Annotated in this window: 11 protein-coding genes; 5 read left to right on the top strand and 6 right to left on the bottom strand. The window is 37.5% G+C overall.

What is annotated here, in order from left to right; translation table 11 throughout:
• The first annotated feature begins 16 nt into the window (after positions 1 to 16).
• The 3 genes from ACI3ES_RS02475 (at position 17) to greA (ending at position 3,885) form a co-directional block, all read left to right on the top strand.
• Positions 17 to 634: an NAD(P)H-binding protein gene (locus ACI3ES_RS02475; protein ID WP_114666416.1), complete on the top strand. Its 618-nt coding sequence runs from the start codon at positions 17 to 19 to the stop codon at positions 632 to 634.
• A 101-nt stretch (positions 635 to 735) separates the two neighbouring features.
• Complete coding sequence (locus tag ACI3ES_RS02470; protein WP_260377939.1) at positions 736 to 3,345, top strand: YfhO family protein; 2,610 nt, start codon at positions 736 to 738, stop codon at positions 3,343 to 3,345.
• Between the two features lie 57 nt (positions 3,346 to 3,402).
• The gene (greA, locus tag ACI3ES_RS02465) at positions 3,403 to 3,885 is read left to right on the top strand and encodes a transcription elongation factor GreA (RefSeq protein WP_004910137.1); all 483 of its coding nucleotides are present in this window, start codon (positions 3,403 to 3,405) and stop codon (positions 3,883 to 3,885) included.
• A gap of 40 nt (positions 3,886 to 3,925) precedes the next feature.
• Here the strand turns inward: greA and ACI3ES_RS02460 are convergent, their stop codons facing one another.
• Together ACI3ES_RS02460 and ACI3ES_RS02455 are read right to left on the bottom strand one after the other, a co-directional pair.
• A complete protein-coding gene (locus ACI3ES_RS02460; protein ID WP_114666414.1) occupies positions 3,926 to 4,699 on the bottom strand; it encodes an ABC transporter permease in 774 nt (257 codons plus the stop codon).
• A gap of 11 nt (positions 4,700 to 4,710) precedes the next feature.
• Positions 4,711 to 5,652, bottom strand: a complete 942-nt coding sequence (locus ACI3ES_RS02455) for an ATP-binding cassette domain-containing protein (protein ID WP_407632015.1) — start codon at positions 5,650 to 5,652, stop codon at positions 4,711 to 4,713.
• A 118-nt stretch (positions 5,653 to 5,770) separates the two neighbouring features.
• Here ACI3ES_RS02455 and ACI3ES_RS02450 point away from each other — a divergent pair, with 118 nt between their 5' ends.
• Positions 5,771 to 6,277 carry a MarR family winged helix-turn-helix transcriptional regulator gene (locus tag ACI3ES_RS02450; protein WP_004910145.1) on the top strand — a complete coding sequence of 169 codons (507 nt, stop codon included), beginning with the start codon at positions 5,771 to 5,773 and terminating at the stop codon, positions 6,275 to 6,277.
• A gap of 133 nt (positions 6,278 to 6,410) precedes the next feature.
• On the opposite strand, the gene ACI3ES_RS02445 is transcribed toward ACI3ES_RS02450, so the two are convergent.
• Both ACI3ES_RS02445 and ACI3ES_RS02440 read right to left on the bottom strand, forming a co-directional pair.
• Positions 6,411 to 7,376 carry a GRP family sugar transporter gene (locus ACI3ES_RS02445; RefSeq protein WP_004910148.1) on the bottom strand — a complete coding sequence of 322 codons (966 nt, stop codon included), beginning with the start codon at positions 7,374 to 7,376 and terminating at the stop codon, positions 6,411 to 6,413.
• Between the two features lie 234 nt (positions 7,377 to 7,610).
• Positions 7,611 to 8,558 carry a zinc-binding alcohol dehydrogenase family protein gene (locus ACI3ES_RS02440; RefSeq protein ID WP_114666412.1) on the bottom strand — a complete coding sequence of 316 codons (948 nt, stop codon included), beginning with the start codon at positions 8,556 to 8,558 and terminating at the stop codon, positions 7,611 to 7,613.
• Positions 8,559 to 8,653: 95 nt separating this feature from the next.
• On the opposite strand from ACI3ES_RS02440, the gene ACI3ES_RS02435 reads away from it, so the two are divergent.
• Complete coding sequence (locus ACI3ES_RS02435) at positions 8,654 to 9,139, top strand: MarR family transcriptional regulator (RefSeq protein ID WP_114666411.1); 486 nt, start codon at positions 8,654 to 8,656, stop codon at positions 9,137 to 9,139.
• A 27-nt stretch (positions 9,140 to 9,166) separates the two neighbouring features.
• On the opposite strand, the gene ACI3ES_RS02430 is transcribed toward ACI3ES_RS02435, so the two are convergent.
• Together ACI3ES_RS02430 and ACI3ES_RS02425 are read right to left on the bottom strand one after the other, a co-directional pair.
• Positions 9,167 to 10,465, bottom strand: a complete 1,299-nt coding sequence (locus ACI3ES_RS02430; protein ID WP_114666410.1) for an endolytic transglycosylase MltG — start codon at positions 10,463 to 10,465, stop codon at positions 9,167 to 9,169.
• 70 nt (positions 10,466 to 10,535) lie between these two features.
• Positions 10,536 to 11,798: an acetate/propionate family kinase gene (locus ACI3ES_RS02425; protein ID WP_114666409.1), complete on the bottom strand. Its 1,263-nt coding sequence runs from the start codon at positions 11,796 to 11,798 to the stop codon at positions 10,536 to 10,538.
• Position 11,799: the final 1 nt, after the last annotated feature.

The following is an 11,799-nucleotide window of genomic DNA, read 5'->3' as shown; positions in this document are numbered from 1 at the left end:
ATGCTAAAATGAAGATATGACAAAAAAAATTCTAATTCTCGGTGCTAATGGTCAAATTGCCAAATTAGTGGTTACTATGTTAGCCAATACCGACACACAATTAAAGCTCACCTCTCTTCACGCCAAACCAGCCCAACATATTACCAAGCTAGATGCAGCAAATGAAGCTGATTTGGTGACGGCATTAAAAGATATTGACATTGTCTACGCCAATATTGGTGCCGAAGGCCGTCAAAAAAATGTGGCTAATGCGTTGGTCAATGCCATGCATACTGCTGGGGTGTCTCGCCTGATTTGGATCGCAACAATTGGCATTTACAATGAGTTGCCACCTCAGCAAGCTGATTTGTGGCGCAATATTTTAGGTACTCCCGAAAACGAAAACAGCTATATTGGCGATCAAGCTGTTGCCGCGCAACGTATCACAGCATCTCAACTTGATTACACCATTATCAGGCCAAATGAACTCACCGATGACAATAAGATGCAGCAACTAAATGTTCAAACTGATCCACAAGAAGAAATTATTGGTGGGCCAATCACACGCACTAGTGTCGCCGAATTTGTCACGAAACTCATCAACAATCCCGACCAATATATCGCTGAATCAGTTGCAATTTCATCAACTCACTAAACTTGATAATCATAAAAAGGTTCCAGAATGAATTGCCTTGACTAAGCAAATTTTTCTGCCCTTTTTTATTAGCAAGTTGTTATTTTTAGGAACACTCATTTATGAAACACACTTTAAAACGCTACACACTGGCACCATTAGCACTCAGCTTTTGGATCCCCCTACTGATTATGTTAGCTTATTTTGCCTATCGTCACATGGCACCATTTGGCACCAGCTCAATTTTAACAGTAGACCTCGGTCAACAATACATTGATCAATTTGCAGCATTCAAGCATACCTTACTGCAGCATCCTAGCAGCTTTTTTTACTCATTTTCTAATGCCTTAGGCGGAGATATGCTGGGTGAATGGGCTTATTATTTAATGAGTCCTTTTAACCTTATTTTTCTAATGGTTCCTAACGCCTCACTCCCCAGCGCCATTCTACTCGTCACTGTGCTCAAATTTGGGGCAGCTGGCCTATCAATGGCTTATCTATTGCAGAAATTGCACTTGCAACAACATTACTATGTCACTTTGTTCGCCGTTAACTACGCACTATCTGGTTGGTTCATTGCAAACGACTTAAATTTGTTATGGCTCGACACCGTCATTTTACTGCCATTGGTAATTTTGGCACTTGAACGTTTGTTTTATCAACAATCTTGGTGGCAATATAGCCTTCTGCTTGGTGCCAGTATTATTTGTAACTATTATATTGGCTATATGGTCGCCATCTTTATCGTGTTGTATTTTTCTTGGCGCTTGACTTGGCCAAATATTAAACATCGTTGGCTAATTTTGAGACGATTTATTATTAGTTCAGCTATTGGTGGCGGCCTATCAGCATGGCTAATTTTACCGACTTATTTTCAGCTCAAATTAGGCAAAACGCAGTACAATTCTGATTTTTCTTTCAAGTTTGATAACAATCCTTTACATCTTTTGTTTAAATTAATTCTGGGTAGTTTTAATTTTGACCAGATGCAAAATGGGCAAGCAAACTTTTATGTAAGTGCTTTCGTTTTAATCACACTAATAGCTTTTTTCACGACACGTGTTATTAAATTACGCGTCAAAATCGGGGCATTTTTACTGTTAGCCTTCTTAATATTAGCCACTACTTGGGCACCACTTACTTTACTATTCCACGGTTTTCAATACCCAGTTTGGTATCCATACCGTTTCAGTTTTTTGATTAGTTTCTTTGTCATTTATTTAGCTGCTATTAGTTGGCAGCCAACTTGGCGGCCACGACTGATGACAATTACTACTTTGTTAATCATATTTAGTGCAATTGCTATTTATGCCACACTCAGTGATGCTAAAATCAATTACATCAATCGTTCAAGTATTGCTTTATTCATTGGCTTAGCCTTGCTAACATTGGCGCAGTTCACTTTTAAAGTTCATGACAAATTTTGGCTACCCATTTTAGTTGGCTTAACGTTATTATCCCTCACAGCAAATGTCGTTTTCACGCTAGACAACTTTTCTTATTTAACAAATACAGAGTATCAAAATACGATTAAAGCACTCACAGCGGATAAAAAGTTTCTAAAAAAAGACACCTCTTGGTATCGTGTAGCGCAAACATTTCAACGCACTCGTGGTGATGGCATGATGTTTGATTATTATGGCGGTGCCCATTTCAGCTCGGCTTTACCAAAGTCTACGCCAACTTTTTTTGGCAATTTTGGACAACCTGACGGCGATAATTATGTTGTGTATAGCAATGGCAGTATCCTATCTGATGCACTGCTGGGCATGAAATATATCATCACCCCAAATGGGCAAGACAATGGTGATGCTGGCCAACCTAGTCAACATTTAATTGGTTTTCGTCCGGACACCAGTAATTACAGTCTAAAAGCAACAACATCGACTACTAATATTTATCAGAATCACAATGCCCTACCCATAGCATTTGCAGCCAATTCTGGCGCGCTTAATACCAAAATGCTTTACAATAATCCTTTACAAAATCAAGGTAATCTTTGGCAAGGGTTAACCGGTGATTCAACGTCGCCAGTTGACACAGATAATTTTCAAAAAGCCATTGGCCATAATGTCAAAGCACCAACAACGATTACAAATGCGATCATAACACGTCAAAATGCGAGTCAACCTGCTAGTTTGGACTTGCAATTTACCCCAACAACTAATGATAGCTACTATTTGACCATTGGCAGTGGTCTGGATATTAAGAATTTTGACCTCCTAATTAACGGCAAGGTCATTACGCAATTTAGCTCTTATCGCCACACTGTTATTGTTAATCTTAATTCAAATGCCAAAAACAAGTTGCAGACAATCACATTTAGAATGAAAGATACCCAAACATTAGCCTTATCTAACGTCACCCTCTATCATGTCGATAACAATCGCATTGCAGACGATGCTAGCGAGTTAAAGCAGAATAGCCTTAAAATCACAAAACGGTCCGAACGACATATTCAGGGGACAATTACGACGACATCAACAAAGCCATTGATTATGACTACCATTCCCTCTGTTGCTGGGTGGCATATAGCGGTTGATGGCAAAACCGTTAAAGCCGACAAAGTGGCTAACTATTTTATCGGCATTAAAACAAAACCAGGGCGGCACACAATATCTATGACCTATACCCCACCATTTTTATGGTTGGGTCTTGCTATCACAATCATTGCGACAGTTATATTAGTAATATTTAGCAATTTATCTATTGCAAAAAAGGTCACCACATGATATGCTTTTTTCGTTATATTTTGCGAGAAAACACGCAAATTGAAAGGAAAAACACTTATGTCAGAAGAAAAAACATATCCAATGACAACTGAAGGTCGTGATAAGCTACAAGCTGAATTAGACGACCTCATTGCTAATCAACGCCCAGAAATTACAAAACGTATCCAAATTGCGCGTTCATACGGTGACTTGTCTGAAAATTCAGAATATCAATCAGCAAAAGATGAACAAGCCTTTGTTGAAGGTCGCATTCAAACCATTAAAAAGATGCTTGAAAACGTTGAAATCATTGATTCTAACGCAACCGCTGAGGACGAAGTTTCTCTAGGTAAAACCGTTACGTTTAAAGAATTACCTGATGAAGAACCTGAAACTTATACAATTGTAGGTTCCGTTGAGGCTGATCCACTAGCTGGTAAAATTTCAAACGAATCACCAATGGCAACTGCATTAATTGGTAAAAAGGTCAACGACACAGTCGCTGTGCCACTTCCAAACGGCATCAACATTAATGTTCAAATTTTAGAAGTTAAAAAATAACCATAAAAAAAGAAAGCGCCGTGCTTTCTTTTTTTGTTGATTAATTGTTTTTGCGATACACCATGAGAGACAATGGCATAAAAATCGCAATGATGATAATACCACTAATGATAACCAGTGTTGCTTCAGTATTCCAGTAACCTGTTTTCATGATTGCCCGAATAGCACTAATCGTTATGGTCACAGGATTCAATTGCACAATGCTTTGTAAAAATAATGGCAATGTCCTGATTGGAATAAAGGCATTTGATAGGAATGTCATCACCAATATAATGATCATGGAAAGGCTTCCTATCAATTCTGCATTCTTTACTAATAAACCAACCAAAACAAAGATCCAAGAAGTTGCCCATCCAATAAATATTGCTAAAATTAAGACACAAGCAATCATTATTAGATTGACAGAGGGCCGCCATCCAATTGCAAACGCTGTTCCTAAGGAAATCAAACCGGACAACAACAATCGAAGTGCGTCACCAATAAGTTGACCAGCTAGCGGAACAAATGCAGAAATTGGTAGAGTTTTAAATCTATCAAAAATGCCACTATTAATGTCCTCTCGCAATTGCTGACCCGATCCCGCTGCCGCATTTAGAATGCTTTGAATCAAGATACCAGACACAAGCATTGGCAAATACGCATGCACACTTCCAGCAATCACACCGCCGAAAAGAAATCCAAACAAAAGTGTGAAGATAATTGGTTGAATAATAACATCACTCAGATTATCTGGATTATGCCACGTCTTGAGCAAATTCCGATGTGCCATTGTTAAAGTTGTGCTCATAATACTGGCTTTTTTTTGATTTTTCATGATATGTCTCCTCAATTTTTACCCACTGTCATTGATAAAAATACTTCATCTAAAGATGGTGCTTCAATTTTAAAACTGCTTAGCATGATTTTAGATGCTAGGATTTTGTCCAAAATTTCAGACACTTTGTTAAAAGCATTATTGTCTAATATAACGGTTAGATTTCTATTTTCAACATTAACCGTTTTTCCTAAAACTTTTTCAATGATACTTTGCGTTGGAATGACTGACTCATTCTGCTCAACAGTCACTTTCAGCTGCAATCCACCGACAAGCTTTTTCAATTCACTTGGTTTATCCTCAGCTATTAACCTACCGTGATCAATCAATGCAATTCTGTCCGCTAACTGATCAGCCTCTTCCAAATATTGAGTGGTCAAAAGAACCGTGGTGCCATTTTTTACTAATTTTTGAATTGCTACCCACATTTGTGTACGTGTTCTCGGGTCTAGCCCCGTTGTGGGTTCATCCAAAAATAAAATACTGGGATTACCGATCAGACTAATGGCTAAGTCTAATCGTCGTAACATCCCACCAGAAGATGTTGAAACAGAATGATCTGCCGACTGAACTAAGTCAAAATCGACTAGTAATTCTTCTGAACGTTGATGTGCAGAATCATGATTTAATCCGTTTAATCTACCAAATAAAAACAAATTTTCTCGTGCACTGAGTTCTTTATCAATTGTTGCACTTTGCCCAGTAACACTAAACTGTGATCTCACCTGACGACTTTGAGAAATTGTATTCAAACCATTAATCATAATTTCACCTTGGTCTGGTTGCATAAGTGTAGTCATCATATTAATTAAAGTGGACTTACCAGCACCATTTGGACCAAGTAATCCAAAAATTTCACCTTTTTTCACATCAAAACTAATATCATTGACTGCAACATGTTGTCCAAATTTTTTTGAAATGTTTTTAACGCTTATCGCTACTTCATTTTCCATAACATATACCTCACTACATTTAATCAGGGGCCCTTGATTATTATTGTAAGGTCCCCTGATTAATTTGTCAAGTAGAATAGTGTATACTAAAATAATTGAGCGGAGGTTAACATCAATTATGGAACGCAAAATCAAGTCAGAATTAATTGCCGGAAAATTAGCCGAATACGAACAATTAACAAAAATATATGACGATATCGTGCAAGACGTCAAACCAAGACTGACAGTAGAAGGTCAAGGAAAGGTATTACTTGCTTTAGCAGATGAAGATCATTTATCTCAAAGCCAAATTTCGTCACGACTTGAAATCTCACCACAATCTACGGGTGAATTTGTTTCAAAATTAGCCAAGCGTGATTTAGTATCATTGAGCAAATCTGAAAAAGATAGACGAATCAATCTTGTTAGCTTAACGACAAAAGGACGAGAGGAAATTGAATCTTCTTTTCAAGAAGTACCAAAATTCATAACCGTCTTATCAAATGAAGAAATGGACCAATTCAATCGTTTAATGACCAAAATTATTGCTGCTATGTATGAAGATATTGATAAGGCTAATCCAACACTTGGCGTTAAATTCCATAAATTACTAGCAAACCGGTATTTAAAACAATATAAAAAGTAATTGCCGGCATGCCCCATTTTATCAATCGTATCAATAATGACTTAATTTATTGATATGGTTTTTGTACCAAGCAAACGAAATACACATATTTTTGTATTAAAAAACGGGCAAACAATGTTTGCCCGTTTATTTTTTACGCGAAACTATTAATATTACCAATGATGATAGCGCCAATAACAACTAATATTGTACCAATCGCAATCAGCTTCATTTGATAGCTTGACTTCTTCTCACCCAACAAATAAATACCACCAAAAGTACCCACGATGATACCTAATTGAGAAAACGTCGTTGCAATTGTTTGACCAATATCAGGATTTGCAGCAGAAATGAACATGAAAATATTACCAGTTGCCCAAACTAGACCTGTCAAAATGTTTTTCCAAGTTGACAACTTAAACATAATTTCAGATTCTTTCAAGACAAATATCACAATCAAGAAAGCACCAATTACTTGTCCAATTGATTGTGGGCCAACAATTGCTGTCATATAGTCAACACCATTGCCACGCGCCTTGATAGCATCTGAAATATAGCCGATTTTGTTCAAAAAGTTAGGCAAAACAAAGTAAAACATGAATCCGGCCGTTGAGATTGCCAAATAAATCAACCCCTTGGTCATACTTTTAGTTCTCTCTTCTGCTTCAATGCCCTCACTATTTTTAGCTTTATCACGCGCTGAGATCAATGTAGCGCCAATAACAACAGCGATGATTGAAACTGCACCAATCGCCCACATTTTGCCAGTCTTCCATTCACCCAGAACAGCTGCAGCCATCAACGCATTAGTCACAATTTGACCTGCGGTTGACAAAGGGATAGCTAATGATACCCCTAAGTCTTTAATTGCCAAAAATTGACCTGCGGTTCCAACTGCCCACACAAGTCCAGAAACAACGCCGACAACCCAAATATGACTATTGAGTTCAATGTGACGTGGCATCACAAAGAAAAACATGGTGGCTAATCCAAATATTAAAGCACCAAAAGTCATGCCTAATGTTTGTTGCCCTGCGGTTCCGCCCATTTTTGTATTGACTAGTCCAACTGATCCCCATGCCAATGCTGGCACCAAAGCCAGTAAAATCGCTGCGTTCATAACTGATAAAACTCCTTCTTATTTGTGATGCTTTAAATCATCATTTTTAACACTACTAATTGTACACTAGTGAAAACGTTTACACAAGCCTACAATTTAATTTCTGTAAACGTTTTCATCGTTGATATTGTGCCTTTCATCACAATTAACGTTCGACCACAAAAAAAGACGCATAATACCTATGTTTTAAGGTGAATTTCCGACTAATTAATATTTGATAGTATTATCGATTGATTAATTATTTGGTACAAAAACCAATCTTTCAGGACTAGGAATTGCCCAATATTTTTCAATTTCTGATAGGCCAACTGTTTTAACAGTAAAAACGAATGATTGACTCACTTCAGCTGCAATAATTTCATTGAAAGATTGAATCAGATCTTTAACACCAACCGATCCTTGTCCCGAACCAATCAATTGTAGCTTAACAGCTCTAAATGCTGCGCCCGGGATGGGTGCCGTTTGCCCAGCAATACTACCAATTTCAACCCATTTCAGTTCTTGCTCATCATGTGTTCTATTTGGAATAATAGCTTTCATTGCGTTGGCGGTAATGTCACCCCAAAGGTAATCCAAGACAACATCAACTTGCCGGCCAGCTGCTGCTAATTGATTTTGATAAGCTTTGACATCATCCGTTAGACGTATTGTTGCAGTAGCGCCTAAATCTAACAGTGCTTCTAGTTTATCTTGATTCCGTCCAACTGCGATGATTTCGGTTGCTCCCATACGTTTGGCAATTTGTACGGCCAGCATTCCTGCATTACCAGTTGCACCTAAAATCATAACACTTTGTCCTTTTTGAAAATGAGCACGATATTTCAAGGCCATCCATGACGACAAAGCAGGATTCATCATACCAGCGATTTTTTGATCATCTAGTTGCATTGGTACGCCGACCCAATGCCCTTTTTTAATCGCAACCTTTTCAGCAAATCCACCGTTACCAACAAAAAATACTTTCTCACCAGTCGGCAATAAACCAACGCCATCAACGCCTGGTACCATTGGCAAAATACCTTCTGCAGCATAATGAGTGCCTGTCGCGTCACCGCGAGCACGATTTGACAAAGCCGATGCTGTCACGTCAATCATCACTTGATTTTCATCAATGTTTGGTTCGGAAAAATTTTTTTCATATTGTGGCCCTTGTTTAAAATCTCTTACAACTGCTGCTTTCATAGTAATTATCTCCATTTGTTTTTTGTTTACCGGTAATGTAAAATAAGTATATAACTTAAGTATTTTAAAGTCAATATTTATTACAGGTAATTAAAATGGAAAAACAGCAACAATTCGAAAAAATAAAACAACTTTTACGAGACAGTCATAGTGAAGACGACGCAGAACAACAATGGTTTTTAAAGCACGCTCGCTCTGAACAATCACGGGATTTCATTGCCACACAAAAACGTTTCACACATTCTGAATTACAAATTTTGAGTCAACTGGTAGTCAACGGCAACGTCACCACTTTTAAAATCTTACAACAGACATCTAATTTGTCACAAGGTATGTTGTCAAGATATGTTAATCATCTTGCTCAATTAACTTTAATCGAGAAATTTCATCCTCAAGATAACAAAAAAGAGATTTCTTTACGTTTAACTAACTTAGGAGAAGAATTAGGCCGTTTACATCTTGAGCTTCATCAACGTATTTCAACCAATGAACAAAAAATTCTTGAGGAATATACCGAGCAAGAAATCAATACTATGCTCGATATAGTATCTAAATTAATTGCTGCACGTCAACATATTTAAAAAAAACTGCCAAAATTCGGCAGTTTTTTACTTATCAAATCGTTGTAGATTCCACGTTTCAATTAAATTAATAATTAACGTGGGATAATTCGTATCAGTCGCATAAGCGTCTTTATAAAGGGCTTTAGCAGCTGCTTTGTAATTTTTAGCGTTCAAGACATCTTGGAATTGAGTAGGATTCCAAGTGTTACCATTAACCAAAGTTTCAGCGTGCTCCTTCATACTTTCTTTCCAATCACTATAAACAGCAAACCTTGCTTTCTGTGTCTCTGGCTGCCCATCAACATATTCAGTCGTCTCTAATACAACCGATTTACCCGCAGTTTTATCCTGCGTTTTCACACCAAAATAGTTATTGTATTTAGAAGATAATACTGAATTATCCCAGTTAGATTCATGTGCTGCTTGAGCGATTGAAATGGATGCTAAAATACCATATTTTTTACTCAAAGTCTGTGCATAAGGCGCAATTTTATTAACAAATGCCAACCGATGCTCAAATGCTTTTTTTCCTGTCGTGGCCATCAAAGTAATTACAGCGGTTTTGTTAATACCATCGCTATTTAAATCTTTGTAATATGGTTTAAGTTGTTTATCAGAAGTAGCCAAAAGTTGGGTAATTGCATCATTAATCGTGTTAACACCATTTAAATCGTATGCCGCTGGATAAATATAATCAGAAAGATTATCATCTGAAGCCATACCTTTTAGTAAATCAGGATATTTGATCTTCATTTTTGCAATTACTGATTTATCAGTAAAAGCATTATTAACTTTAATGTTAGATAACTTAGTCTCATCAGCAACATTTTTGGCAATTTGACTTTGGCTCTGTCCGGTTGCCACCAAGATGTAACCCTTCCCTAACTGCGGTGCTACCCCTGGCCCTAAAGTCATTTGTTTATAAATAAGCTGAACTGTTTGAGATGGCGAAAATTTGTACGTTCCGGCTTGAAGACTTGCAGCCCCTTGCTTTTGCGCATATTTGTTGAACGATTTTGCACTTTTAATAATTTTTTTATTTTGCAAAATATTTGCCATTTGGATTGAAGTTGATCCAGAAGCAATTTTCACCGTTTTAAAAGTAGTATCCTTTGGGTTCAAAGCAGCATATTGATCAGTAAACAATGCTTTTCCACCAAAAAAAACACCAACAACGATAATAATTAACAATATCAAAGCCACAAAACGATTTCGTGTCCCACGTTTTATTTTTCGTGGCCCACCTTTACCATTTTGATAATCATCATCAAACGGATCCATACCGGCGTCTAGCGCTTCGGCGTTCTTAATTTCATGCTGATGTCGTTGTTTTCTCGACTCCATACTTTTCACCTCACAAACGTAATAAAGCGACTAGTGTTTAGAAACACTAGCCGTTTACCATTTTATCATATTATGCTTTTAAAGATTCTACATCTCTCGCAATCATTAATTCTTCGTTAGTTGGAATCAACAATGCCTTAACTTTTGAATCTGATGTTGATATTTCAACTTCTTCACCACGAACATTATTTTTTTCGTCGTCTAACTTGACACCAAAGTAGCTTAATTTATCAACAATCATTTTACGGACAGGCACTGAATTTTCCCCAATACCAGCTGTAAATACAATAGCATCAACGCCGTTCATCTCTGCAACATATTGACCGACATATTTAATTACTCGGTTAATAAAGATATTGATTGCCAATTTAGCATGTTCATTTGTGTCTTGAACATCCAATAAATCACGCATATCACTTGAAATGGTTGAAATACCAAGTAGCCCTGACTTTTTATTCAAGACATTCAACATTTCATCATTTGTCAAACCTTCGCGTTCTTGAATGTAATATACTAGGGATGGATCAACGTCTCCTGCACGTGTTGCCATTGTAACACCGGCCAAGGGTGAAAATCCCATTGATGTATCGAATGACTTACCATCTTTTATCGCAGTAATAGATGCACCTGCACCCAAGTGCAACGTAATCAGCTTAAGGTCTTTTAAATCTTTTCCTAGCATTGCTGCTGCTCTCGCAGAAACATAACGATGTGATGTCCCGTGAGCACCATATTTACGAGCACCATATCTTGTATAGTATTCATAAGGCAATGAGTATAGGTAATTAACATCTGGCATCGTTTGATGGAATGATGTATCAAACACAGCTACCGACAAAGCATCTGGTAGTAACTTCTGGAATGCACGAATACCCATAGCATTTGCCGGATTGTGTAGAGGAGCATAATCAGCTAAACGATCAATCTTGGCCAATACCTCATCCGTAACAACAACAGAATGGTTAAACCACTCACCACCGGCAACAACACGATGACCAACGCCTGTGATTTCCTGGAAATCTTCAATAATACCCAAATCTGTTAATTTTTGTAACATGAAGTTGATAGCTTGTTGATGATCTTTGATAGGAACAACATTTTCATACTTTTTGCCCTTACCATCTTTTGTGATTGTGATGTGGTCTTCATCATCATCTGAATGGCCAACCAAGCGTTCAGCTACAATTTCAGCGCCGTACTTAATTGTAACGATTGCATCATCCATGCCAATTCGTTCAATTACACCCTGCGCGATAACTTGTTCTGCCGGCATCTCCAATAATTGAAATTTTAATGATGAACTTCCAGCGTTAACAGCCATTGTTTTAGCCATG

Origin of the sequence: Leuconostoc falkenbergense, assembly GCF_045801155.1 — a bacterium.
Lineage (GTDB): Bacteria > Bacillota > Bacilli > Lactobacillales > Lactobacillaceae > Leuconostoc > Leuconostoc falkenbergense.
The sequence above is the reverse complement of the archived record's forward strand: the minus strand, read 5'-3'. Positions and strand labels throughout refer to the sequence as shown.

What these genes read in the sequence shown, in the direction of transcription:
- ACI3ES_RS02475 (WP_114666416.1), top strand. Translation starts at nt 17, where the DNA reads ATGACAAAAAAAATTCTAATTCTCGGTGCTAATGGTCAAATTGCCAAA.
- ACI3ES_RS02470 (WP_260377939.1), top strand. Translation starts at nt 736, where the DNA reads ATGAAACACACTTTAAAACGCTACACACTGGCACCATTAGCACTCAGC.
- greA (WP_004910137.1), top strand. Translation starts at nt 3,403, where the DNA reads ATGTCAGAAGAAAAAACATATCCAATGACAACTGAAGGTCGTGATAAG.
- ACI3ES_RS02460 (WP_114666414.1), bottom strand. Translation starts at nt 4,699, where the DNA reads ATGAAAAATCAAAAAAAAGCCAGTATTATGAGCACAACTTTAACAATG.
- ACI3ES_RS02455 (WP_407632015.1), bottom strand. Translation starts at nt 5,652, where the DNA reads ATGGAAAATGAAGTAGCGATAAGCGTTAAAAACATTTCAAAAAAATTT.
- ACI3ES_RS02450 (WP_004910145.1), top strand. Translation starts at nt 5,771, where the DNA reads ATGGAACGCAAAATCAAGTCAGAATTAATTGCCGGAAAATTAGCCGAA.
- ACI3ES_RS02445 (WP_004910148.1), bottom strand. Translation starts at nt 7,376, where the DNA reads ATGAACGCAGCGATTTTACTGGCTTTGGTGCCAGCATTGGCATGGGGA.
- ACI3ES_RS02440 (WP_114666412.1), bottom strand. Translation starts at nt 8,558, where the DNA reads ATGAAAGCAGCAGTTGTAAGAGATTTTAAACAAGGGCCACAATATGAA.
- ACI3ES_RS02435 (WP_114666411.1), top strand. Translation starts at nt 8,654, where the DNA reads ATGGAAAAACAGCAACAATTCGAAAAAATAAAACAACTTTTACGAGAC.
- ACI3ES_RS02430 (WP_114666410.1), bottom strand. Translation starts at nt 10,465, where the DNA reads ATGGAGTCGAGAAAACAACGACATCAGCATGAAATTAAGAACGCCGAA.
- ACI3ES_RS02425 (WP_114666409.1), bottom strand. Translation starts at nt 11,798, where the DNA reads ATGGCTAAAACAATGGCTGTTAACGCTGGAAGTTCATCATTAAAATTT.